Source organism: Streptomyces sp. NPDC030799 (assembly GCF_055572255.1).
Genome location: NZ_JBVIDS010000015.1, coordinates 254,902 through 278,189, shown reverse-complemented (window position 1 = coordinate 278,189; position 23,288 = coordinate 254,902). Strand labels below are relative to the sequence as shown.

The 23,288-nt window shown below is 70.9% G+C and carries 25 protein-coding genes and 1 pseudogene; 11 read left to right on the top strand and 15 right to left on the bottom strand.

Annotated features, from left to right (window positions below; translation table 11 throughout):
• The 3 genes and pseudogenes from ACZ41I_RS33520 to ACZ41I_RS33510 all read left to right on the top strand — a co-directional run.
• Positions 1-649 (top strand): annotated as a pseudogene (locus tag ACZ41I_RS33520) (poly-gamma-glutamate synthase PgsB); the annotation flags it as partial.
• Positions 646-1,128: a poly-gamma-glutamate biosynthesis protein PgsC/CapC gene (locus ACZ41I_RS33515; protein WP_363216169.1), complete on the top strand. Its 483-nt coding sequence runs from the start codon at positions 646-648 to the stop codon at positions 1,126-1,128. The pseudogene ACZ41I_RS33520 and the gene ACZ41I_RS33515, both read left to right, overlap by 4 nt.
• Positions 1,129-1,228: 100 nt before the next feature.
• The gene (locus tag ACZ41I_RS33510) at positions 1,229-2,278 is read left to right on the top strand and encodes an NlpC/P60 family protein (RefSeq protein WP_468515815.1); all 1,050 of its coding nucleotides are present in this window, start codon (positions 1,229-1,231) and stop codon (positions 2,276-2,278) included.
• Positions 2,279-2,282: 4 nt separating this feature from the next.
• Here the strand turns inward: ACZ41I_RS33510 and ACZ41I_RS33505 are convergent, their stop codons facing one another.
• Genes ACZ41I_RS33505 through ACZ41I_RS33495 form a run of 3 tightly spaced genes read right to left on the bottom strand, consistent with a single transcriptional unit; the run spans position 2,283 to position 3,933 of the window.
• Positions 2,283-2,945, bottom strand: coding sequence for a DUF5063 domain-containing protein (locus tag ACZ41I_RS33505; protein ID WP_363216167.1), 663 nt, complete (start codon positions 2,943-2,945; stop codon positions 2,283-2,285).
• The gene (gene recR / locus ACZ41I_RS33500; protein WP_030342446.1) at positions 2,938-3,537 is read right to left on the bottom strand and encodes a recombination mediator RecR; all 600 of its coding nucleotides are present in this window, start codon (positions 3,535-3,537) and stop codon (positions 2,938-2,940) included. The genes ACZ41I_RS33505 and recR overlap by 8 nt, the downstream gene beginning before the upstream one ends.
• Positions 3,538-3,588: 51 nt before the next feature.
• Positions 3,589-3,933, bottom strand: coding sequence for a YbaB/EbfC family nucleoid-associated protein (locus tag ACZ41I_RS33495; RefSeq protein WP_399767219.1), 345 nt, complete (start codon positions 3,931-3,933; stop codon positions 3,589-3,591).
• Positions 3,934-4,188: 255 nt separating this feature from the next.
• Between ACZ41I_RS33495 and ACZ41I_RS33490 the strand changes: the two genes are divergently transcribed.
• Entirely contained in the window at positions 4,189-4,938 is a 750-nt protein-coding gene (locus ACZ41I_RS33490; protein ID WP_399766184.1) for an SLATT domain-containing protein, read from the top strand.
• Here ACZ41I_RS33490 and ACZ41I_RS33485 read toward each other — a convergent pair whose 3' ends face one another.
• The 3 genes from ACZ41I_RS33485 to ACZ41I_RS33475 all read right to left on the bottom strand — a co-directional run bounded on the left by ACZ41I_RS33485 (position 4,939) and on the right by ACZ41I_RS33475 (position 8,082).
• Complete coding sequence (locus ACZ41I_RS33485) at positions 4,939-6,852, bottom strand: serine/threonine-protein kinase (protein ID WP_468515814.1); 1,914 nt, start codon at positions 6,850-6,852, stop codon at positions 4,939-4,941.
• Positions 6,853-6,967: 115 nt separating this feature from the next.
• Positions 6,968-7,471 (bottom strand): MarR family winged helix-turn-helix transcriptional regulator, encoded by a 504-nt coding sequence (locus ACZ41I_RS33480; protein WP_468515813.1) that lies wholly within the window; start codon positions 7,469-7,471, stop codon positions 6,968-6,970.
• Complete coding sequence (locus ACZ41I_RS33475; RefSeq protein WP_468320721.1) at positions 7,468-8,082, bottom strand: type 1 glutamine amidotransferase family protein; 615 nt, start codon at positions 8,080-8,082, stop codon at positions 7,468-7,470. Before ACZ41I_RS33475 ends, ACZ41I_RS33480 begins: the two co-directional genes overlap by 4 nt.
• Before the next feature lie 159 nt (positions 8,083-8,241).
• Between ACZ41I_RS33475 and ACZ41I_RS33470 the strand changes: the two genes are divergently transcribed.
• From ACZ41I_RS33470 to ACZ41I_RS33450, 5 genes are all read left to right on the top strand, one after another.
• Positions 8,242-9,597, top strand: a complete 1,356-nt coding sequence (locus ACZ41I_RS33470) for an aspartate aminotransferase family protein (RefSeq protein WP_363216162.1) — start codon at positions 8,242-8,244, stop codon at positions 9,595-9,597.
• 137 nt (positions 9,598-9,734) lie between these two features.
• On the top strand, positions 9,735-10,430 hold the full coding sequence (locus tag ACZ41I_RS33465) for a GntR family transcriptional regulator (RefSeq protein WP_468515812.1): 696 nt from the start codon (positions 9,735-9,737) through the stop codon (positions 10,428-10,430).
• A gap of 48 nt (positions 10,431-10,478) precedes the next feature.
• The gene (locus tag ACZ41I_RS33460; RefSeq protein WP_363216160.1) at positions 10,479-11,129 is read left to right on the top strand and encodes a hypothetical protein; all 651 of its coding nucleotides are present in this window, start codon (positions 10,479-10,481) and stop codon (positions 11,127-11,129) included.
• Between the two features lie 62 nt (positions 11,130-11,191).
• A complete protein-coding gene (locus tag ACZ41I_RS33455) occupies positions 11,192-11,431 on the top strand; it encodes a DUF6400 family protein (RefSeq protein WP_363216158.1) in 240 nt (79 codons plus the stop codon).
• Positions 11,418-11,645, top strand: coding sequence for a hypothetical protein (locus tag ACZ41I_RS33450; RefSeq protein ID WP_363216157.1), 228 nt, complete (start codon positions 11,418-11,420; stop codon positions 11,643-11,645). The genes ACZ41I_RS33455 and ACZ41I_RS33450 overlap by 14 nt, the downstream gene beginning before the upstream one ends.
• A gap of 82 nt (positions 11,646-11,727) precedes the next feature.
• Here the strand turns inward: ACZ41I_RS33450 and ACZ41I_RS33445 are convergent, their stop codons facing one another.
• From ACZ41I_RS33445 to ACZ41I_RS33435, 3 genes are all read right to left on the bottom strand, one after another.
• Complete coding sequence (locus ACZ41I_RS33445) at positions 11,728-13,545, bottom strand: bifunctional metallophosphatase/5'-nucleotidase (protein ID WP_399766202.1); 1,818 nt, start codon at positions 13,543-13,545, stop codon at positions 11,728-11,730.
• 223 nt (positions 13,546-13,768) lie between these two features.
• Positions 13,769-13,996 (bottom strand): hypothetical protein, encoded by a 228-nt coding sequence (locus ACZ41I_RS33440; RefSeq protein ID WP_399766205.1) that lies wholly within the window; start codon positions 13,994-13,996, stop codon positions 13,769-13,771.
• A gap of 49 nt (positions 13,997-14,045) precedes the next feature.
• A complete protein-coding gene (locus ACZ41I_RS33435; protein WP_363216153.1) occupies positions 14,046-15,329 on the bottom strand; it encodes an adenylosuccinate synthase in 1,284 nt (427 codons plus the stop codon).
• Between the two features lie 211 nt (positions 15,330-15,540).
• Between ACZ41I_RS33435 and ACZ41I_RS33430 the strand changes: the two genes are divergently transcribed.
• Positions 15,541-16,365 carry a diacylglycerol kinase family protein gene (locus tag ACZ41I_RS33430; RefSeq protein ID WP_468515811.1) on the top strand — a complete coding sequence of 275 codons (825 nt, stop codon included), beginning with the start codon at positions 15,541-15,543 and terminating at the stop codon, positions 16,363-16,365.
• 127 nt (positions 16,366-16,492) lie between these two features.
• Positions 16,493-18,004: an APC family permease gene (locus tag ACZ41I_RS33425; RefSeq protein ID WP_399766209.1), complete on the top strand. Its 1,512-nt coding sequence runs from the start codon at positions 16,493-16,495 to the stop codon at positions 18,002-18,004.
• A 46-nt stretch (positions 18,005-18,050) separates the two neighbouring features.
• On the opposite strand, the gene ACZ41I_RS33420 is transcribed toward ACZ41I_RS33425, so the two are convergent.
• The 6 genes from ACZ41I_RS33420 to ACZ41I_RS33395 all read right to left on the bottom strand — a co-directional run bounded on the left by ACZ41I_RS33420 (position 18,051) and on the right by ACZ41I_RS33395 (position 23,264).
• Positions 18,051-19,274 carry a cytochrome P450 gene (locus tag ACZ41I_RS33420; protein WP_468515810.1) on the bottom strand — a complete coding sequence of 408 codons (1,224 nt, stop codon included), beginning with the start codon at positions 19,272-19,274 and terminating at the stop codon, positions 18,051-18,053.
• A gap of 43 nt (positions 19,275-19,317) precedes the next feature.
• Positions 19,318-19,806, bottom strand: coding sequence for a hypothetical protein (locus tag ACZ41I_RS33415; RefSeq protein WP_468320736.1), 489 nt, complete (start codon positions 19,804-19,806; stop codon positions 19,318-19,320).
• Positions 19,807-19,884: 78 nt separating this feature from the next.
• A complete protein-coding gene (locus tag ACZ41I_RS33410; RefSeq protein WP_468320739.1) occupies positions 19,885-20,346 on the bottom strand; it encodes a hypothetical protein in 462 nt (153 codons plus the stop codon).
• A 110-nt stretch (positions 20,347-20,456) separates the two neighbouring features.
• Entirely contained in the window at positions 20,457-21,122 is a 666-nt protein-coding gene (locus ACZ41I_RS33405) for a response regulator transcription factor (RefSeq protein ID WP_363216146.1), read from the bottom strand.
• Positions 21,119-22,468 (bottom strand): sensor histidine kinase, encoded by a 1,350-nt coding sequence (locus ACZ41I_RS33400; protein WP_468515809.1) that lies wholly within the window; start codon positions 22,466-22,468, stop codon positions 21,119-21,121. Before ACZ41I_RS33400 ends, ACZ41I_RS33405 begins: the two co-directional genes overlap by 4 nt.
• A 115-nt stretch (positions 22,469-22,583) precedes the next feature.
• The gene (locus ACZ41I_RS33395) at positions 22,584-23,264 is read right to left on the bottom strand and encodes a response regulator transcription factor (RefSeq protein ID WP_363216144.1); all 681 of its coding nucleotides are present in this window, start codon (positions 23,262-23,264) and stop codon (positions 22,584-22,586) included.
• Positions 23,265-23,288: the final 24 nt, after the last annotated feature.

Sequence of the window (23,288 nt, the reverse complement as noted above, 5' to 3'; positions counted from 1 at the left end):
CACCGACGAGGAGCTGCGCGGCTTCAGCTGGTTCACCTTCAAGGAGAACGTGGCCATCGCCCTCGCCGTCGCCGAACTCCTCGGCGTGGACCGCGAGACGGCCCTGCAGGGCATGTACGACGCCCCGCCGGACCCCGGTGTCCTCTCCGTCGAGAAGTACCGCACGCCGCAGGGCGGCACGCTCGCCTTCGCCAACGTGTTCGCGGCCAACGACCCCGAGTCGACGCTGATGAACGTCAACCAGCTCCTCGACCTCGGGGCGATCCACCGCCCCCTGCACGTGGTCATCAACTGCCGCCCCGACCGCGTCGAACGCAACGGCCAGATGGGCCAGATCATCCCCGAGCTGGCCCCCGACACGGTCTTCCTGATCGGCCATCCCACCAAGAGCGCCCGAGAGGGCATCCCCGGCGGCTGGGGCGGACGGATCGTCGACCTCGGCGGCGACGACCGCGACCCCGACAGCCTCACCGCCGACCTGCTCGCCGCCCTGGACGGCGACGCGTCCCTCGTCGCCATCGGCAACATCCACGGACAGGGCGAGCTGCTGCTGGAACGCCTCGCCCAACTCCCCTCCGCCGGCACCGGGTCGGCCGCCCCCGGCATGTCCCGCTTTCCCGCTCAGCGCACCGGAGACAACGACCAGTGACCCCCGTCCACCTCAGCCCGGACATGGCCGCGATCGGCATCACGCTCGGGCTCCTCTTCTCCCTGATCTGCTACCTCACCACCAACCTCTCCCCCGGGGGCATGATCACCCCCGGCTGGCTGGCGCTGATCCTCGTCGGGAACTGGCGGCTGTTCCTCATGGTGATCGGGGTGACCGTCCTGACGTACGGCTGCACGCGTCTGATGCAGGGCGTCGTGATCCTCTACGGCAAGCGGCTGTTCGCGGCGGTGGTGCTGTGCGGGGTGCTGATCCAGGCGACGTGTTTCCTGCTCCTCCAGTACAAGTTCCCGTACCTCTTCGGTCACCAGACCCTCGGCTACATCGTGCCGGGCCTCGTCGCCTACCAGCTGGTCCGCCAGCCGCCCCGCGCCACCCTCGTGGCCACGTCCACGGTCACCCTCGGCGCGTACGTCGTCCTCACCACGGGCGTCCTCCTGGGCGCACTGCCCGGCCTGTAAGCCGGTATGCCACCCGCCACGTGACCGGCACGTGGCCCGGTATCCGATCCGGCGTTCGAAGCGCCTGCTGTCCCCAGACGAAAGGGAATCCCCACCTGCCATGGCCGCCGCCCCCGCCGCCCGACGCAAGCGGAACCAACGGCTCTCTCTCGCCCTTCTCGCAGCCGTGGCCCTCGCTGCCGGCGTGGTCACCCACCAGCTGCGCACCGCCGGCGGCCCGGCCGCCGCCCGCACGGCCGATTCCGGCCAGGACCGGCTGCCCCCCGCCCGTGCCCGGGGCCTCCAATACGACCGCCTCGCCGACCCCGCCCGCACCGTCGTCCGGGACGGCTCCGGCGCCGTGGTCGCCACCCTCACGGACGGGGCCCGCACCGCCGTCCTCACCGGGCCCGGCCGCACCTTCACCGAGCCGCGGACCACCACGTCACATGTGATCACGGACAGTTGGGTACGCCTGATGCCGCGCCCATGGGCGGCCGGCCAGGAACGGTCGAAGTGGTTCGCCGACTGGCTGCGCGCCAACCGCGGCAGCACCAAGCCGGACGTCCTCGCCGCGGCCCTGCAGTACCGGGCGGGAGAGAAGCCCCTCAAGGACGCGAAGGGCGTCCGGTACGCGGGAGCGGCGACGTACGGCACAGCCGGTGACGACAACGCGGGGACCACCCGTCCCAGCTCCGACTTCTACCAGTATCTGGGCATCCCCTGGACCTTCCCCGACGGTCACACGGTGCACCCCGACAAGGCGCGCTACGGCACCGTGGGCCCGTCGGGCTATGTACGGCTCGTCTACGGCTACCGAGAGGGCTACCCGCTGCTCGGCCGGGACGACAAGGGCCCGGGCCTTCCCCGCACCGCCGACGCGATGGCCACGCACGGCCCCGGCGTCCCGGTGCTCCGAGGCACGGGCACCCCCGCGGCGCTGAGCAGGCTCCAGCCGGGCGACCTCGTCTTCTTCGCCACCGCCGACCGTCAGGACCACCGCCTCGACCAGGTCGGCATCTATCTCGGCCTGGACGACGACGGCCACCCTCGCTTCGTCTCCAGCCGCGCATCGGCAGGCGGCCCCACCTTCGGCGACCACGGCGGCTCGGCCCGCCTGGACGGCAACGGCCTCTATGCGAAGGGACTGCGGGCGGCCAAGCGGCTCTGAGGCGTCACTTCCCCGGCTGGATCCCCAGCGGTGCGCCGATCTCCTCGGCCATGACCCGGCCCGCCTCGAACTCCAGGGTCTCGTCGCCTATGGCGGGCTGGTCGGTGTCCAGACCGTCCAGTTCCTCCAGGGGCTGGTTGAGGCGGACGTGGATGAGGACGGACTGGAGCGCGCGCAGCACGGCGGAGGCCGTGGGGCCCCAGTTGGAGAAGTAGGAGAACTGCCACCACCACAGGGCCTCCGTGGTGCGTCCCGCACGGTAGTGGGCCATGCCGTGGCGCAGGTCGGTGATGACGTCGGCGAGGTCGTCGGAGATCCGGGCCGGGACCGGCGCCTTGCGGGGCTCGTACGGGTCGAAGACCTCGGAGTAGATGTCGACGGGCTCAAGGAGACGAGCCAGGTTCTCGCGGAGTTCGTCCACGTCGGCGTCCGGCCCCGTGTCGGGCTCGTAGCGCTCCTCGGGGACGATGTCCTCGTGGGCGCCCAGCCGGCCCCCCGCCAGCAGGAGCTGGGAGACCTCCAGGAGGAGGAAGGGGACGGTCGAGCCGGGCTCGTCGCCCTTCGCCACCTCCGTGACGGCCACCAGGAAGCTCTCGACCTGGTCCGCGATCTGGACCACGAAATCGTCCGGGTTCTGCGTCGAGTCGTGCAGTGTGGCGTCAGACATCTAGGAGTCGTCTCCCCTCGAAGGCGCGGCCGAGGGTGACCTCGTCCGCGTATTCCAGGTCGCCACCCACCGGGAGGCCGCTGGCCAGGCGGGTGACCTTCAGGCCCATGGGTTTGATCATGCGGGCGAGGTAGGTGGCCGTGGCCTCGCCCTCCAGATTGGGGTCCGTCGCCAGGATCAGCTCCGTGACCGTCCCGTCGGCCAACCGTGCGAGAAGTTCTCGTATACGCAGGTCGTCGGGACCCACGCCCTCGATCGGGCTGATGGCGCCGCCGAGCACGTGGTAACGGCCGCGGAACTCGCGGGTGCGCTCGATGGCGACGACGTCCTTCGGCTCCTCGACCACGCAGATGACCGACGGATCACGGCGCGGGTCACGGCAGATGCCGCACAGCTCCTCCTGTGCCACATTGCCGCAGGTCGCGCAGAAGCGGACCTTCGCCTTGACCTCCAGGAGCGCCTGCGCGAGCCGCTTCACGTCCGTCGGCTCGGCCTGCAGGATGTGGAAGGCGATCCGCTGCGCGCTCTTGGGACCGACGCCGGGCAGCCGCCCCAACTCGTCGATGAGGTCCTGGACCACGCCTTCGTACACCGGACTGCCCTTCCTTAAGACCTTTCGGTACGTACCGTAGTTGGCCCGGACTCAGAACGGCAGACCGGGGATGCCCGTGCCGCCGCCGAGGCCCTGGGCCAGCGGGCCGAGCTTCTGCTGCTGCAGCGTCTGCGCGTTCTCGTTGGCCGCCTGTACGGCCGCCACGATCAGGTCGGCGAGCGTGTCGGTGTCCTCGGGGTCGACCGCCTTCGGGTCGATCTTCAGCGCGCGCAGCTCACCGGCGCCGGTCACGGTGGCCTTCACCAGACCGCCGCCCGCCTGCCCGTCGACCTCCGTGTTCGCGAGTTCCTCCTGCGCCCGCTGCAGATCCTGCTGCATCTTCTGGGCCTGCTGGAGCAACTGCTGCATGTTGGGCTGGCCACCACCGGGGATCACGATCAGCTCCTCTACGTTCTTCTCCTTGAGCATGAGCCTACGTGGTCCACGTCCCCATCGCCCCGCCACTCTTTCGAGTGAGAACAACGGTAGCCCTATACCTGATCAAGGCCCTCTTCCGAGCGGAAAAGCCGGGAAAGCTCCCTCTTCGCCACCCATTGGGCGGTAGGAAAGGTGCCGCGCGTCGGCATGGAATCGGCATGGTATGTCACGCAACGTGACCGGTCGTGATCAGTGATCAGTAGGGAGTGCCGGGTGGGTCAGCCGGAGATGCAGCCCGAGGGTCCGCCACAGGACGGGCGGGGCGAGGGTGCGGCCGGGCTGCGGCCGGGCGATCTGAGCGGGCGGGCCTTTCCGCTCGGGGACTGGGGGGAGCCCGCCGAGCGGCTCGACGAGCTGTACCGATGGGTGGAGCGCGGGGCTCTGGAGACGGCGTCCTGGTATCTGCGGGACCGGGTGTGGAAGCGGCGCACCGCCCGGGTGCTGCGCTCGGGTGCGGCGGCGGGCGCGGTGACCGGTGCCGCGCTGCCGCTGCTGGACCTGGCGGGAGCGGCCGACGGGGTGGCGCCCTGGGGCTGTGTGGCGCTGCTGCTCGCGGTCGCCTGTGTCGGCGTCGACCGGTACTTCGGGGTGACGTCCGGCTGGATGCGGGACGTGGCCACCGCGCAGGCCGTGCAGCGGCGGCTGCAGGTGCTGCAGTTCGACTGGGCCTCCGAGAGCATCCGGGAGGTGCTGGGTCCGGCCGAGGGCACGGCCGGGGAGGCCGCCGAGCGGTGCCTGGGGGTGCTGCGGCGGTTCACCGAGGACGTCACGGAGCTGGTGCGCACGGAGACGACCGACTGGATGGTGGAGTTCCGCACGGGTTCCGCCCCGCTGGGCATCCAGGCGGCGGTGGCGTACGTCCCGCGCCAGGAGGCGGGGAATTCCGGCAGCCGCTTCCCCCTGCCGCCGGCCAACGGCTCCCGTCCGAACATGCCGCGGCAACGGCCCCCGGAGCCGCGCTGATCACTGCTTGGTGTACGTCAGGCTCTCTCCCCCGTCCGCCTTCGCCCGCCTCAGGCTGCCGTCCGGCAGCAGGGTGACCTCGGTGGATTCGCCCGGGGTGCAGGAGGAGGCGGGTTCGCCGCTGGTGACGGTGGACGGCCCGATCTCCAACGGCCCGTTGCCGCTGGGCGGTTGGTCGAGCGTGGCCTCGAAGACGCAGTGGTACGTCCCCCCGCCCTCCGTCGGCCCGTCCGCCACCAGCGTCAGCACGCTGTCGCCCACCTTGCCCTGCCGGATGGTCAGCCGGCGGGTGTTGGTCCCGTTGGCGTTGTCGATCGTCGTGCCCCAGGTGCCCAGATAGGCCTCCGGAATCGCCCCGTTCGAGGGGGCGGATGCGGAGACGGAGGCGGAGACGGACGGCGTCGGCTCGGCCGGGCCGGGCGCACCGGAGCCCTTGGCGGGCGCGGAACCGACCGCGCCGCCCTGTTTGTCGTGCCCGCCACCGCCGTTCATCAGCGCATACACCGAGCCGCCCGCGCCCAGCGCCACCACCAGCGCGATCACGACGAGCAGCGCGGTCGACCGCCCACTGCGCCGCTCGGGCTCCTGCGCCCCACCGAGCGCCGACGGCCCGTACGGCGGCGTGGATCCGGGCCCGCCGCCGTACGGGGGGTACGACTGCGGCGGGTACCCGTAGGCGCCGCCCGGCTGGGGATACGACTGCGGATACGACTGGGCAGCCGGCTGGGGATGCTGCTGCGCATGCCCGTACCCGAACCCGGGTGCCACCGGAGGCACCGGCGGCGGAGCCTGCCCCGACACGACGGTGGGCACCTGATGCACACCGGCACCGGCCCCCGCCCCCGCATCGGAAACAGCAGCATGCTCGGGCGACGCCCCGCCCGTGCCGCTCCCCGGAGCAGCACCCCCCGCACCCACGAACGCCGCCCCGCCGCCACCGGAACTCCCCGCACCCGTCGACGGCGCGTCCGCACCCGAAGACCTGCCCTCCGGATCCTCGACCTCCAGCAACTGCACGGCGTGCCGCCCGAGTTGAGCGACCAATGCCCCCGGCAGCCAGGGGTCCCGGGACCGCCCCCCGGTCACGGTGTCCTCCGCCCCGGTCCGCTCCAGCAGCGCATCCAGCGACGGCCGGGCCCCAGGATCCTTGCGCAGGCACTCCCGCACCAGGTCGGCGATCCCCTCCGGCACCCCCGCCAGATCCGGCTCCTCCTGAGCGATCCGGAACATCAGGGCGTGCACCCCGCTGTTGGCGGTCCCGAACGGCATCGCCCCGGTCGCCGCATACGCGAGCACGGACCCGAGGCAGAAGACGTCGCACGCCGGAGTGATCCGGTCCCCGCGCACCTGCTCGGGCGCCATGAACCCGGGCGATCCGACGAGCGACCCGGTCTGCGTCAGCTCCTGCCCGCCCAGCGAGGTCGTCTCCAGCGCCCGCGCGATCCCGAAGTCGATGACACGCGGCCCGTCGATCGTCACCAGCACGTTCGACGGCTTCAGATCCCGGTGCACGATCCCCGCCGCGTGGATGTCCTGCAACGCGTGCGCGAGCCCGGCCGCCAGAATCCGTACGGACCGCTCCGGCAACGCGCCGTGATCACGCCCGACGACCTGCTGCAGACTCGGCCCGGCGACATATCCGGTGGCCACCCACGGCACCGCCGCCTCGGTGTCGGCGTCCAGCACGGGCGCGGTCCAGTACCCGCCGACCCGCTGCGCGGCCTGCACCTCCTGCCGGAACCGCGCCCGGAACTCCTCCTGCGCGGCGAGTTCCTCGCGGACCAGTTTCACGGCGACGGTACGGCCCCGGTCCGACCGGGCGAGATAGACCTGCCCCATGCCGCCCGCGCCCAGCCGCGCCAGCAGCCGGTAGCCCCCGATGTGCTGCGGATCCCCCGCCGCCAGCGTCTCCATGGCCGCCCCACCCTCCCCCATAGACCCGGTCCGCACCACGCAGACGTGTGCGGCGAACCGAGAATAATCCGGTCCCCGAGGCAGCCGCGCGGCCCTCTGTCCACCGTTCCGATGTCTACGGTTCCGACGGGGGCGGCGGGGGCGCCCCCGCTGCAGCGGAGCCGGGAGCGGGGGAAGGCCTGCCCAGCTCGTCCAGGACCTCCGACAACCGTTCCAGCAGCCGCACCGCCTCGGCGAGTGCGTCCTCCCCCATGGCCTGCGCCAGCCGGTCCGCGTAGGCCGCGTGCCCGGGGCCGATCCGGGCCACGGCCGCTCGCCCCTGTCCGGTCGGCGCGAGGAGTTTTGCCCGCCGGTGCGCCGGGTTCGGCCGGTACTCGGCCAGACCCCGCTGCACGAGCAGATCGGCGACGCGCTGCACGCTCTGCCGCGTGATGCCCATGGCCCGCGCGATCCCGGCCACCGGCAGCGGCTCGCCCAGCACCGCACCGAGCACCTGCCACCAGGCGGCGGTGAGCCCGGCCGGGCGGGCCAGCTCCTCGGCGACGGAGAGGAACTGCCCGTTGAGGCGGAAGACACCGAGGGCGCTGCGGCTGAGCAGTTCCTGACGTTCCCGGCTCACCGGGCGCGGGCCTGCTGCAGAACGGCGTACGCCTCGGCGTCGGAGTCGTGGTACAGCCGGTACCAGGCGTCCAGCACCTCGCCCTCGTACACCCCGAGGAGCCGGAAGACCTCCCGGGCGAAGGCGACGGGCTCGGTGGGTCCCGCGGTGATCAGACCGCCGTCGGTCACGGCGTCCGCCTCGACGTACCGCCCGGCGCCCGCGTAACCGGTCGCTGCCAGGTAGAAGGAGGCCGCGCTGGTGTGGGCGCGGTCGTCGAGCAGGCCCTCGCGCGCGAGGCCGGCGGTGGCGCCGCAGATCGCGGCGACGGGCACACCGGCGTCCAGGAAGGCGCGGGCGGTCCGGGCGAAGGGGGCGAGGTCGTCCGACGCGTCCCAGAGGTCGGCGCCCGGGAGGATCAGCAGCGAGCTGTCCTCGGGGCGGAGGTCGCCGAGTGCGAGGTCGGGCTGGATGCGCAGCCCGCCGATGCTGACGACCGGCTCACGGCGCGGGCCCACGGTGCGGATCCGGTACCCGGCGCGCGCGAGATACGCGGTCGCGTGCCCCGTCTCCCAGTCGGCGAGGGTGTCGTAGACCGCCAGATGCACAGGTTTGCCGACCGATCCATTCATGACAGCATGCTGACATTTGGACAGCATGCTGTCAATAGTTGGCCCGGCCGTGCCCTGCCGTCCGTCTCCGCCCCGTCGACAATCTGTCGGGGATTACCCCCGTCCACGGAACAAGACGCCGATATCCCTTCCGCATCGCGGACATTTACGCTCGCGGGCATGACCCCTCAGCCCAACCCCGAAGCCGGCGCCGCAGTGAAGGCCGCGGACCGCGCGCACGTCTTCCACTCCTGGTCCGCGCAGGACCTCATCGACCCGCTCGCCGTCGCCGGCGCCGAGGGGTCGTACTTCTGGGACTACGACGGCAAGCGGTACTTGGACTTCACCAGCGGGCTCGTCTACACGAACATCGGCTACCAGCACCCCAAGGTCGTCGCGGCCGTCCAGGAGCAGGCGGCGAAGCTGACGACCTTCGCGCCCGCCTTCGCGATCGAGGCGCGCTCGGAGGCGGCCCGGCTGATCGCCGAGCGGACCCCCGGCGATCTGGACAAGATCTTCTTCACCAACGGCGGCGCCGACGCCGTCGAGCACGCGGTGCGCATGGCCCGGCTGCACACGGGCCGCCCGAAGGTGCTCTCGGCCTACCGCTCCTACCACGGCGGCACCCAGCAGGCGATCAACATCACCGGTGACCCGCGCCGCTGGGCGTCCGACGGCGCCGCGGCCGGTGTCGTCCACTTCTGGGCGCCGTTCCTCTACCGCTCCCGCTTCTACGCCGAGAACGAGGAGCAGGAGACCGCGCGCGCCCTGGAGCACCTGGAGACCACGATCGCCTTCGAGGGGCCGGGCACGGTCGCGGCGATCATCCTGGAGACCATCCCGGGCACGGCCGGCATCATGGTCCCGCCGCCGGGCTACCTGGCCGGCGTCCGCGAGATCTGCGACAAGTACGGCATCGTCTTCATCCTGGACGAGGTCATGGCCGGCTTCGGACGCACGGGTGAGTGGTTCGCCGCCGACCTCTTCGGGGTCGTACCGGACCTCATGACCTTCGCCAAGGGCGTGAACTCGGGTTATGTGCCGCTCGGCGGCGTCGCGATCTCGCAGGAGATCGCCGAGACCTTCGGCAAGCGCCCCTACCCCGGCGGCCTCACCTACTCCGGGCACCCGCTGGCCTGCGCCGCCGCCGTCGCCACGATCAACGTGATGGCGGAGGAGGGCGTGGTCGAGAACGCGAGGCGCCTCGGCGAGAGCGTCGTCGGGCCGGCCCTGGCCGAGCTCGCCGAACGGCACCCGAGCGTCGGCGAGGTGCGCGGCGTCGGCATGTTCTGGGCGCTGGAGCTCGTGAAGAACCGGGAGACCCGCGAGCCGCTGGTGCCGTACAACGCGGCCGGCGAGGCCAACGCGCCCATGGCCGCGTTCGCGGCCGCCGCCAAGCAGCACGGTCTGTGGCCCTTCGTGAACATGAACCGCACCCATGTGGTGCCGCCGTGCAACGTCACGGAGGCCGAGCTCAAGGAGGGCTTCGCCGCCCTGGACGCCGCGCTGAGCGTGGCCGACGAACACACTCGGTAGCCGCACCACACCTGCCGCCGGGCCGATCCGAACGCGTAAGGTGGCGTGCTCGTAAGACATGGATACCCGCGTAGATCGCAGATGTGATCGCGGGTACGGACGAGTACGTCACCCGACGCGTGAGGAGAGGCCCGCCCATGCCCGGCACCCGCGCCGTGACGCGCAGCACCCTGCGCCAGCAGATTGCGGACGCGCTCCGTGACGAGGTGCTGGCCGGGCGGCTGCGACCGGGCCGGGCGTTCACGGTCAAGGAGATAGCCGAGCAGTACGGCGTCTCCGCCACCCCCGTCCGCGAGGCGCTGGTCGACCTGTCCGCCCAGGGCATCCTGGAGGCCGACCAGCACCGCGGCTTCCGTGTGCCGGAGTACTCCGTCACCGACTACCGGAACATGATCGAGGCCCGCAGCCTGGTCACCGACGGCATGTTCCAGGCCCTCGCCACCGGCCACCCCGCCTTCCGCACCGCGCCGGAGGACCCCCGTACGACGGCCGCGCTGACCACCGTGCGCCGTCGCGGCGAGGAGGCCCAGCGGGCGGCGGCGGCCGGGGATCTGACCATCCTCATCGGCTACGACCTCCGTTTCTGGCGCGAGCTGAGCGCCCTGTTCGGGAACCCCTACCTCGGCGACTTCCTCAACCGCCTGCGCGTCCAGTCCTGGGTGTGCGCCGTGCAGCACCTGCTGCGCGTGCCCGACCTGCGCGGCCGTCTGTGGGCCGGGCACACCGGCCTGGTCGACGCCCTGGCCCGCCGCGAGGCCGAGACCGCCCGCTCGATCGTCGCCGCCGCCAACGCCCACTCGCTGGCCCTGCTGGAACACCTGACCAACGGGTAAGTGACCGGTAGCCTTCCCTGACCACCTTCTGTGTGTGAGGAGCTCTCTTTGGCCTGTGACCTGTGGCTGGTACCGCTCGTGGACGTGTTGTGCCACACCCCGGACAACCCGTTCGCCGAGGAACTCGCGCAGTACAACAAGGCACTGGCCGAGGCCGGGCTCCCGCCGGTGCCGGTCTACCAGTACATGCCGGGCCTGTCCGGCGAGGTCGCCCCGGTGGCCGGCTTCGACTACGACGCCCTCCACTTCCTGCGCCGCGCCTACCTGCTCCAGGTCTGCGGCCTGCCGGTGACCCCGGTGGACGACCTGGGCGGCGACTACGAGCAACTGCTGGAGATGTTCGAGTCCACGGCCCAGCAGTCCCACCTGGTCTGGCACTACGACCACGCGGGCGCGTACGTCCCGGTCGACTTCCCCGATCCGCTGTCCAACGAGGAACTCCTCGCCGGGGGCGGGCCGTTGGGCTCCTCGCAGACACTGCTGCGCGAGCTGGAGTACGTCGCCCCCACGATCGGCATCGACCCGGCCAACCCCCCGGCGGCCCCGGCACCCCCCGTGGCCCCCACGGAACTGGAGGAGCCGGCCGTCCCCGCTCCCTACGACCCCAGCCCCTTCGCCCGCGAACGCCACGTCTGGCTGGGCCTGCACGCAGCGGCAACGCGCTCCCTGGCACAGGGCTCGATGATCGTGTTCAGCTGAGCACGTGTGATGTCACCCACTTGGTCTTGCCGTGGGGGAAATGCCCTCCTACGTTCGATTGCATGTCCCCCCACGGCCCCACCTTCGACTTCGCCGTCGACCTGAGCGCACACGAGATGCTCCGGCGCACCCACGTCATGGCCGCCCTCGGCCCCGACTGGGACCCTGCGGCGGCGCTGCGCGGCGAGGAGGAGGCGCGGGCGCTGCTGTACTCCGGCCTGGACGCGGAGCAGCAGCGCATCTACGACGAGCTGGTGGCGGCCGGGGTGCTCCCCGCGGGGCCTGGCGATGCTGCCGCTTGATCCGCAGGCCGACAGGGGACGGCGCGCCTGGGTGGCGTGCCCGAACTGTGACGACCGGGCCGGGTGCGAGACCTGCCGGCAGGGCGGGGCCTGCACCGCGCACTGGCGTTATCTGCTGTCCAACACCGGCAGCCTGCTGCACCTGCAGTGCCCCTCGTGCACCCATGTGTGGACGCACGAGACGCACTTCGGTGCCACTCGTCGAACGCGCTGACGCCCAGCGGGGTCAGCCCTGCGGCAACGGCGGGCAGTTCGTCCGCCTGGACCGTGAGCGGGGCCGGCGCCTCGGACAGGTATCAGAAGACCGGCGTACCGGCCTGCGTCAGCTTCCAGTTGGTGACTGCGAAGTCGGCCGGGTCGAGGGTCTTCTTCGCCGTCACGTAGTCGATCATCAGCTGGCGGATCTCGTTGGTCGAGCTGTAGGCGACCGGCGCCGAGGCGATGTGCGGGTAACCCGAACCGCCGTTGGCGCGGTAGTTGTTGACCGCCACGACGAAGACCTGGTCGTCGGCCACCGGAGCGCCGTTGTAGGTGAGGTTCTTGATCCTCGACCCCTCGGCCTGCGCGATGTCGATCTCGTAGTCGACACCCGCCGCCGTGTCGTACATGTAGTCCCAGAAGCTGTTGGCGTTCGTGAGGGTGGAGGTGTCCACCTTCGTGCCCGCCGGGACCTGGTGGTAGTACTTCGCCGCGTACTCCAGGTAGTCCTTGAGCTGGGCGCCGGTCAGCTTCCGGCCGTAGAGGGTGTTGTCGTAGATGTAGAGCCCGGCGATGTCCTTGATGGTGACGTTGCCCTTGGGGATGTCCGCCGTGCGGGAGAAGGGCGCCGCCATCGAGATGAGCGGGAGGGCCGCGTCGGACGTCGACAGGCCCGCCTTCACCGACTCCATCTGCACCTTGTGGATGAAGTCCATGATGGGGACGTCCTTCCAGCAGGAGTCCGCCGCCGAGAGGTCCTGCGTACAGGTGCCGACCGCCGTGTTGACGTACTTGACCACCAGCTCGTGGTCGGCCTCCAGGAGCTGCTTGATCTCCGGGTCCTCGGCCACGTCCTTGGGGTTCAGGGTCTGCGCCTTCTTGCTCGTCACCTTCCACTGGCCGTGGTGCAGTTCGAGTTCGAAGTCGAAGACGCTGAGGCGGTAGCCCCAGCAGTACGGCTCGGAGAGGAGGACCTCCTCGCCGGTCTCCGCGTTCTTCACCGTGTAGGACGGGACCTCCACGTGCGTGTGGCCGACCAGGATCGCGTCGATGCCGGGCACCTGCTCGGCCACCAGGTTCGACGCGTTCTCCACGTACGGGAGCGAGTCGCCGTAGGAGGACGAGCCGTCCATGCCCGAGTGGTCCGTCAGGAAGACGACGTCACAGCCCAGCGCGCGCAGGCGCGGAACGTACTTCTTCGCCTGCTCCACCAGCCCGGGGAACACCATCTTCCCGCTGACGTTGTCCTTGTCCCACAGGGCGATGCCGGGGTTGGTGAGGCCCAGGATGCCGACCTTGATGTCGGGGGCGCCGGGGACGCGGATGCGCTTCACCGTGTACGGCTGGAAGGCCGGGCGGAGTGTCTTCGCGTCCAGCGCGTTGGCGCCCAGCAGCGGGAAGTGGCACTGCTGCTCGAACTTGCGGAGCACCTCGATGCCGTAGTTGAACTCGTGATTGCCGAGGGCGGCGGCGTCGTAGCGCATGTGGTTCATGGCCACGGCCATCGGGTGCTTGGGGCCCTTCTTGCCGTCGGTGCCCGTGATGGGGTCGACGCGCGCGAAGTAGTAGGCGAGGGAGGTGCCCTGGATGATGTCGCCGGCGTCGACGAGGAGGACGTGGTCCTCGCCCTTGGCCTCGCGCTGCTGCTTGATGAGGGTGGCCACGCGCGCCACACCCACCGAGTTGCCCGCCTTGTCGGTGTAGGGGGCGTCCTTGTAGTAGTCCCAGTCGAAGACGTGGCTGTGCAGGTCGGTCGTGCCCAGGATGGAGAAGGACCAGGTACGGGGGTGGCAGTCCCGCTTCTGCTCGGCCGCCTGTGCGGGGGCCGCCGCGACGGTTCCCGCGGCGGCGACGGCCGCACCGGTGGCGGCCGACTTCTTCACGAACTCCCGGCGGTTCATGGGACTGAGGGGCATGCGAGGCTCCTGGGAGGCAGGCGTTGACGCGAGCAGATCAAGACAAAGGTACGTGCCGTGCGGGGGCTACCCGCGTAGATGCTTGCCTCACTCCCGTTGACGGGGAACCAGGAACAACCCAAGGGCCGGTCAAGGAAGTTCCTTCCCTTGACCGGCCCGAGGCGAGACGCCGGGCTTTCAGCCGCCGTACCGCCAGAGTTGGTTGTCGCGATGTCGCCGCCGGTCACCCGGCGAGGCCGCCGACGCGGCCGATGAGCCTGATCTCCGGCGGCCAGAGCACCCGGCTCGCCATCAGCAGGGAGGGCCCCAGATGCACCGGGCAGACGCGCAGCGGGGGCAGCTGGTACCGGGCCACCTCGAAGACCGCCGGGTCGGAGCAGTCCGTGCCGCCGGCCTGATCACCTTCACCGCCGTACGGTCCCCGGCAGCGTGCGTTCCGGTGGACGCTCATATCTCGATTGTCCACCGGAGCACACGGCCATGGATGCCTGTACGAGCGCCTACAGGAACGAGTTGATCTCGATCGTCTCGTCCCGGCCCGGGCCCACGCCGATCGCGGAGATCGGGGCGCCGGACATCTCCTCCAGCGCCTTGACGTAGTTCTGGGCGTTCTTCGGCAGGTCGGAGAAGGACTTCGCCTTGGTGATGTCCTCGGACCAGCCGGGCAGCGTCTCGTAGACCGGCTTCGCGTGGTGGAAGTCGGTCTGGGAGTACGGCAGCTCCTCGACCCGCTTGCCGTCGATCTCGTACGCCACGCAGACCGGGATCTGCTCCCAGCCGGTGAGGACGTCGAGCTTGGTGAGGAAGAAGTCGGTCAGGCCGTTGACGCGGGTCGCGTAGCGGGCGATGACCGCGTCGAACCAGCCGCAGCGACGGTCACGGCCGGTGGTCACGCCCCGCTCGCCGCCGATCCGGCGCAGCGCCTCGCCGTCCTCGTCGAACAGCTCGGTCGGGAAGGGGCCGGCGCCGACGCGGGTGGTGTAGGCCTTGAGGATGCCGATGACGCGGCTGATCTTCGTCGGGCCCACGCCGGCGCCGGTGCAGGCACCGCCGGCGGTCGGGTTCGAGGAGGTCACGAAGGGGTACGTGCCGTGGTCGATGTCCAGCAGCGTGCCCTGGCCGCCCTCGAACAGGACGACCTTGTCGTCCTCCAGGGCCTGGTTCAGGACCAGCACGGTGTCGGCGACGTACGGCTCGATCTGCTCGGCGTAGCCCAGCAGCTCCTCGACCACCTGGCTCACGGCGATCGCGCGCCGGTTGTACAGCTTGGTGAGGATCTGGTTCTTGACGTCGAGGGCCGCCTCCACCTTCTGGGTGAGGATCGACTCGTCGTACAGGTCCTGGACCCGGATGCCCACGCGGTTGATCTTGTCTGCGTAGGTCGGGCCGATGCCGCGGCCGGTGGTGCCGATCTTGCGCTTGCCGAGGAAGCGTTCCGTCACCTTGTCGACGGTCACGTTGTACGGCGTGATGATGTGCGCGTTACCGCTGATCAGGAGCTTGGACGTGTCGACGCCACGCTCGTTCAGACCGCTCAGCTCGGAGAGCAGGACCGACGGGTCGACGACGACTCCGTTGCCGATGACCGGAACACAAGTAGGCGAGAGGATTCCGGAAGGGAGGAGGTGGAGTGCGTACTTCTGGTCGCCGACGACGACCGTGTGGCCGGCGTTGTTGCCGCCCTGGTATCGCACTACATAGTCCACCGAGCCACCGAGCAGGTCGGTCGCCTTTCCCTTGCCTTCGTCACCCCACTGAGCACCGAGCAGCACAAGTGCGGGCACGCGCGTACACCCCTTCCGGGCGGGGCATGTCCATGGTCGAAGGCGTGGGCGTAAGGTTCACCGCCGCGTGCCACAGCGACCGCCGTTGGTCGCCAACCGTCGGACCGGGTGCCCCGGAATAGACGAAGCCCCTGGCGCAATAGCGCAAGGGGCTCTTGCACAAAGATGCTACCCGAGGAAGCGAGGCAGGACCGAGGTGGCGACTTTCGCGATGTCCGAACAGCTGCTGGTGATCATCGATCCGGCGGCACGGCAGACGGACGGGGAGTCCGTACGGATCGCGAAAGACGTGCTCAGCGCGGGTGCGGCGGCCAAAGTGTGTCTGCCGGACGGGCCGGAGGAATTCGCCCGCGCGCTGGGCCGCAGGGGGTCCAGGCGGCCGGTGGTCGTGGGCGATGACCGCGCGCTGGTGCGGGCGGTGACCCTGCTGCACCGCCGGCGGGAGCTGGCCGGATGTGCGCTGTCGGTGGTCCCGGTGGGTGACACCCGCCTGGCCGAGTCGCTGGGCGTACCCGGCGGGGCGGTGGCGGCGGCGCGGGCCGTGCTGGACGGCGCCGAGCGGCGCCTGGACCTGCTGGTCGACGACAGCGACGGGATCGTGCTGAGCAGGCTGGGTATTCCGCCGGAGCCGGTGGTGCGGGCGCCTGCCGCCGAGCCGGTGGCCATCTCCTGCGGCCGTCCCTGGTACCGCTCCCTGGTCCGCTCCCTCGCCCCGCGCCCGCCCCGGCTCTCCGCCGTACCGGCGCCGGGCCCCTCCCGGTTCCGGGTCGAGGTCGACGGGGAGACGGTGGTGGACCTGGGCCAGCCCGTGGAGGCCGTGTCGGTCGCGCCGGGCACGGGCGGGGTGGCCGAGGTGGAGGTGCGTCCGCTGTCGGTGGGCGCGGAGGCCACGCCGGTACAGGTGTCCGGGCGGACGGTGACGGTGGTCGGCGCGGACTTCCGCTACCGCGCGGACACGGCGGTGTCGGGGCCGGTACGGCGGCGTACGTGGCGGGTGGTGGGGGACGCCTGGGGGCTGGTGCTGCCTCCGGAGTGAACCCACCCGCCCCCCTCAATGGTCTGGTGACAAATATTTAACCGTTCCGACCCCTTCCCGTGTACCCGTGTCGTCCACCATCCTGCTCCATCAGGACCCAGCGACCGGATACTGAGGGGGCCACCCGATGGCAGTGGACGAGGGCGTTGCCCCGACGGCGGGCACGGCGGACGAGGAGACGGTTCACCGGCTGAAACCCAACGCGGTGGGGCTGCTCGGCGTGGTGTTCATGGCGGTGGCCACCGCCGCGCCGATCACCGCGATGACCGGCAATGTGCCCTTCATGGTGTCGTCCGGCAACGGCATCGGCGCACCCGCGAGTTATCTCGTGGCAATGGTCGTCCTGGCAATCTTTTCCGTCGGTTTCACCTCGATGGCGAAGCACATCACGTCGACCGGGGCCTTCTACGGATTCATCTCGTACGGGCTCGGCCGGACCGCCGGCCTCGCCTCCGGGCTGCTCGCGACCTTCGCGTACGTCGTCTTCGAGCCGGCCCTGATCGGCATCTTCTCCACCTTCGCGACGACGACGCTGAAAGACCAGACCGGCGTGCACCTGCCCTGGTGGGCCTTCGCGATCCTGATGCTCGCGATCAACGCGACCGGCACCTGGTTCGGGGTCAGCGTCGCCGAGAAGCTGCTGGTGGCGCTGCTGGCGACCGAGGTGACCGTGCTGGCGGCGATGGCGGTGTCCGTGGCCTTCCACGGCGGCGGGCCGCACGGGTTCAGCCTCGCGCCCGTGGACCCGGTCAACGCCTTCAAGGGCACGTCGGCCGGGCTCGGGCTCTTCTTCGCCTTCTGGTCCTGGGTCGGCTTCGAGTCGACCGCGATGTACGGCGAGGAGTCCCGCGACCCCAAGAAGATCATCCCCAGGGCCACGATGATCAGTGTTCTGGGCGTCGGCGTCTTCTACGTCTTCGTGTCCTGGATGGCCATCACGGGCAACGGTGAGGCCGAGGCCGTGAAGGCGGCCTCCTCCGCGAACCCGCTCGCCCTGTTCTTCGGCCCCACCGAGCGGTACGTCGGCCACTGGGCCGTCGACGTCATGCAGTGGCTGATGATCACCGGCTCGCTGGCCTGCGGCATGGCCTTCCACAACTGCGCCGCCCGCTATCTGTACGCGCTGGGCAGGGAGGGCGTCCTGCCGTCGCTCAAGCACACCATCGGGCGCACCCACGCCCGGCACGGCTCGCCGCACATCGCGGGCCTGGTGCAGACGGTGGTGAGCGCCGTACTGATCGCCGCGTTCTGGATCGCGGGCAAGGACCCGTACAACGCGCTCTACGTCCTGCTGGCCATCCTCGGCACCATGGCCATCCTGATCGTGCAGGCCGTGTGCTCCTTCGCCGTGCTGGTCTACTTCCGCAGGCACCACCCGGAGAGCCGCCACTGGTTCCGGACCTTCACCGCCCCGCTCATCGGCGGCATCGCGATGCTCGGCGTGGTCGTCCTGCTGGTGTCCAACATGGGGGTCGCGGCGGGGGCGGAGTCCGGCTCACTGCTGCTGAAGGCGACACCGTGGCTCGTGGCGCTGGTCGCGGCGACGGGCGTGGGCTGCGCGCAGTACCTGAAGCACCGGGCGCCCGAGCGGTACGCGCTGCTGGGGCGGACGGTGCTGGAGGAGACCAAGGAGCGCTGAAAAGGCACATATGCCGGATCACCCCTCGGATCAGCCGATCGGGTGGTCAGCGCATCTCGACGCTCAGCCCCTCCAGCCCCCGGATCACGAAGTTCGGCTTCCGCTGCGGCTCCGCCGCCAGGGTCAGCGTGGGGGCCTGCTGGAGGAGGGCCGACATGGAGGCCGCCAACTCGATGCGGGCCAGCGGGGCGCCGATGCAGTAGTGGATGCCCGCGCTGAAGGAGATGTGCGGGTTGTCGGTGCGGGTCAGGTCCAGACGGTCGGGGTCGGTGAAGACGGCCGGGTCGTGGTTGGCGGAGCCGAAGAGCATGGCGATCTCCGCGCCCCTCGGGATCGTCGTGCCGTCGATCTCGATGTCGTCCAGGACCCAGCGTTCGAAGAGCTGGAGCGGGGTGTCGTAGCGCATCAGCTCCTCGATCGCGGACGGGATCAGGGAGTGGTCGGCGCGCAGGGCGGCCAGCTGGCCGGGGTTGCGGAACAGCGCCCACCAGCCGTTCACCGTGGCGTTGACCGTGGCCTCGTGGCCGGCGTTGAGCAGCAGGACCGCCGTGGAGATCATCTCCTGCTCGGTCAGCCGGTCGTCGTCCTCGTCGTGGGCCGCGATCAGGCCGGAGACGAGATCGTCGCCCGGCTCCTTGCGGCGGGCCGCGATCAGCTCGCGCAGGTACTCCGAGAACTCGACCGACGCACGGACCGCCTTCGCGGCCGTCGCCTCCGACGGGTTCAGCTCGTACATCCCGCAGATGTCCGCCGACCAGGGGCGGAGCTGGGCGCGGTCCGCCTCGGGGATGCCCAGCATCTCGGCGATCACGGCCACCGGCAGCGGCTCCGCCACATCGGTCAGCAGATCACCGCCGCCGTTGCGGACGAGCGCGCCCACCAGCTCGCCGGCCAGTCCGTCGACGTACGGCCTCAGGCGCTCCACCGTGCGCGGCGTGAACGCCTTCGACACCAGGCGTCGGATCCGGGTGTGGTCCGGCGGCTCCAGGTCGAGCATCCCGTGGTCGTTGAGGGCGTGGAACGGCTCGTGCTCCGGCGGGGGCGGGGTGCGGCCGAACTCCTCGTGCGAGAAGCGGTGCTGATACGTCCGCCCCAGCCGGCGGTCCCGGAGCAGCGCCGAGACGTCCGCGTGGTGCGGGACCAGCCACTGGTCGGTCGGCTCGTACCGGATCACCCGGCCGCGTGCGCGCAGCTCGGCGTAGGCCGGGTACGGGTCGGCGAGGAACGCCGGGTCCCAGGGGTCGAAACCGAGGTCGTGAGAGCCTGCCATGCGGGGAAGCTAACCCGCAGGACCGCGGGCTGACCAGGGGTGCTCAGCCCCGGCCTGCGGAGAGGAAGTCGTAGTAGTCCTTCCCGCCGACGAGCACGGACGTGACACACAGCGGCAGACCGTCGGCGTCGCGGGGCACCTCCTGGGAGGTCTGCCGGGTGAAGCCCAGGGACACGCCGGGGATCACGGGGTGCTCGGGCCGCGACCGGTCGACGCGCCATCCCCGCGCGGTGGCGCGACGGAACAGTTCCTCCGCGGGTGTGCCGAAGACGTCGTCCCCGTCGAGCAGGACCCGTGTGCCGGAGGTTCTGCCCTCGCCGGGCCACCACAGCTCGATCGCCGTCACCGTGGGGCTGCTCTCCAGCAGGGCCTGTACGCCCACCCCGTCCAGGGACCAGGAGGCCCGCGCCGAACTCCGGCGCCTGAACAGCCGGGGCTCGCCCCAGCCGGACACCGCCGCGATCGCCTGTTCCAGCGTCATGCCCAGACACAGCGGGGCGACTCCGTGCGGTGGGTCGAGTACGAGCTCCATGGTCAGACGACGGGTTCCGTGCCGACCAGCCCGACGCCGACGTGCGGCCGGATCTCGACACGCATGTGCTCCCGCCCTTCAGATCTGGTCCGCGACCAGCACGTAGTCGTAAGAGAGGGGGTCGCCCTCCTCGTCCACCGGGTACTCGTGGCTGCTCCGGTTCGCGAGGATCACCTTCAGCTCCGGCAGGACGTCGAAGCCCAGGTCGTTCTCCTCGATGGTGTGGCCCCGTTCCGCGAGCTGTTCGAAGAGGTCCTCGCTCGGGGTGCGGAAGACGTCGAGCCCGTCGAGCAGCACCCGCACGTCGGCGTCCTCGTTCCGGAACCGGACCAGCTCCACACCGCTCAGCGCGCCCTTGGTGAAGCCGAGTACGACGTCCATCTCGAAGTCGTCCTGCCGGAGCACGATCTGCCCCGGCTCCTCGTCGCACGAGACGGTCCGGAAAGGACACCGTCCCGCCACCGCGGCACGCGCCTCCTCGACCGACATGCCGAACCGGAACGGCCCGACGCCGACGTGCGGCCGGATCTCGGCATCCATGTGTGTGCCTTTCCCGTCGATGGACCTTCGCACATGCCCATGTCCGAACACGCATGGTCCCAGACGATTTGGACGAGCGGACAATCGGGCACGCCCGGGGCAGGGCGGCGTCAGCCCGGAGTCACCAGGCGGGCCTCGTAGGCGAAGACCGCTGCCTGGGTGCGGTCCCTGAGGCCGAGTTTGACGAGGATCCGGCTGACGTGGGTCTTGATCGTCGACTCTGCCACCACCAGGCGCTCGGCGATCTCGGCGTTGGACAGGCCCTGGGCGATCAGGATCAGAACCTCGGTCTCCCGTTCGGTGAGGTCGCCGTAGGCCGCTTGGGCCGACGGGGCCAGGCGCGGGAGGTCCGAGAGGCGGGAGAACTCCGTGAGCAGGCGTTTGGTGACCGAGGGGGCCAGGAGCGCCTCGCCCGCGGCCACCACCCTGACACCGTCCGCCAGTTGGCGGGCCGAGGCGTCCTTCAGGAGGAAGCCGGAGGCTCCTGCGCGCAGGGCCTGATACACATACTCGTCCAGGTCGAAGGTCGTCAGCACCAGCACCTTCGCCGCCGCGTCCGCAGCGACGATCTCCCGGGTGGCCTCGATGCCGTTCAGCTGCGGCATGCGGATGTCCATCAGGACGACGTCCGGGGCGAGTTCGCGGACCCGGGCCACCGCCTCGCGCCCGTTGACGGCCTCGCCGACGACCTCGATGTCCGGCATCGCGTTCAGCAGGACCGAGAAACCCTCGCGGACCATCATCTGGTCGTCCGCGATCAGTACGCGGATGGTCATGCGTCCCCTTCGCCCGCCGTGGCCGCCGGCACCGGCAGGAACACCGTCACCTCATAGCCCCCGTCCTCCGCCGGGCCCGCCGTCATTTCGCCGTTCAGCATCGACACACGCTCCCGCATGCCCGTGATGCCGTGCCCCGCGCCCGGAGAGGGTTTCGTCAGGTGCGGTGCGGGCGGCGGGCCGTTGACTATGCGCAGCCCCAGGCCGCCGAGGACATAGCCGATCTCCACGCGGGCACTGGCTCCCGGAGCGTGCCGCAGGGTGTTGCTGAGGGCCTCCTGGACGATCCGGTACGCCGACAGCTCCACGCCCTGCGGCAGTTCGCGGACGGCGCCGGTCACCGCCTTGTCGACCGTGAGGCCGGCCTCCCGCACATTGGCCAGCAGCCCGTCCAGGTCGGACAGGGTCGGCTGCGGGGCGTCCGGGGCCTCATGGTCCTCGGCACGGACCACTCCGAGGACCCGGCGCAGCTCGGTCAGGGCCGCCACCGCGTTCTCCCGGATGGTGACGAACGCCTTCTCCAGCTCCTCCGGCGGGTTCTCCACCCGGTAGGGCGCGGCCTCCGCCTGGATGGCGACCACCGACATGTGATGGGCGACCACGTCATGCAGCTCACGGGCGATGGTCGTGCGCTCCTCCAGCAGCGTGCGCCGCGAGCGCTCGTGCGCGGTCACCGTCTGCTGCGCGGTCACCTCCTGCTCGGCCTGCCGGCGTATGTGCCGGACCGTGACGGCCAGCAGGATGAATGCCGAGAGGACCAGCATGGGGGACACGTCGGTCTCGTAGTGGTCGAAGCCGAAGGCGGCGTCGAACCAGACGCCGTACACCGCGGTGAGCGCCCACATCCAGGCCGCGGTGCGCGGGCGGGTGCGGAGCGCCACGACGGTGAGCACCGTCAGGTGGGAGACGAAGCTGCTCGGCAGCCAGGGCCAGCTGTCCCAGTCGCTGCCGGTGACCGCGGTGGCCGTGGTCGCCGCGAGCGACAGCCAGAACGCCCCGGCCGGACGCGCCAGGGTCAGCAGCACCGGAACCAGGGCCAGCAGCGCGCGCAGCAGGGCGCTGACCCCCGCCTCGTTGTCGGCGAAGCCGACGAGCGCCGCCAGCACGCCCACGGCTGCCACCGTCACATGCGGGGCCCAGGCCGCGTACTCCCTCATTCGGCCCGGCAGCCGGCGGGCGAGCGGGCCGTCCACGGACAGGGGCGGCAGCGGCCGGTAGGCGAAGGCGTGCTGGAGGAGGTCCTGCCGCAGCCCGCGCAGGGCGCCCGCGGCGAGCCGGAACTCCGGGCTCCGCGGCCGGCCGGCCGGGCCCGGCGGAGTCGTCTGCGTGTGCGTCGTCTGGGTCACGTACGCAACGGTAGGCGGGGGCGGGGCCGTGGTCGTCACCTTGCAGAGGGGTCCTCGCGGGTCCCTCTCAGGTACTACGGGTCTTGCGCAGGGCCCCGGTGCGGGACCGGTGGCCTCACCGGCCGCCGGGGCGGACCAGGCCGGACTCATAGGCGAAGACCGCCGCCTGGGTCCGGTCGCGCAGCCCCAGCTTCACCAGGATCCGGCCCACGTGCGTCTTCACCGTCTGCTCGGCCACGACCAGCCGCTCGGCGATCTCCGCGTTCGACAGGCCCTGGGCGATCAGCGCCAGCACCTCCGTCTCCCGTTCGGTGAGGTCACCCACACGCTGCTTGAGCGGGGCCCGGGGACTGCCGTCCAGGCGGGAGAACTCGGCGATGAGGCGGCGGGTGATGCCGGGCGCGAGCAGGGCGTCGCCCGCGGCCACGACCCGTACCGCCTCGGCCAGCTGGTCCGCGGAGGCGTCCTTGAGCAGAAAGCCGGAGGCCCCCGCCCGCAGCGCCTCGTACACGTACTCGTCCAGGTCGAACGTGGTCAGCACCAGCACCCTGACGGCCGGGTGGTCGGCGGTGATCCGGCGGGTCGCCTCGATGCCGCCGAGTTCGGGCATCCGGATATCCATCAGCACCACGTCCGGCACCAGTTCGGCGGTCCGGGCGATCGCGTCGCGGCCGTCCACCGCCTGCCCGACCACCTCGATGCCGGGCTGGGCGTTGAGCAGCACGGTGAAGCCCTGCCGGACCATCTGCTGGTCGTCGGCGATGAGTACGCGGATGGTGCCGGCGCCGCTCGTCATGGGGGTCGGTTCTCCTGTCGGGGC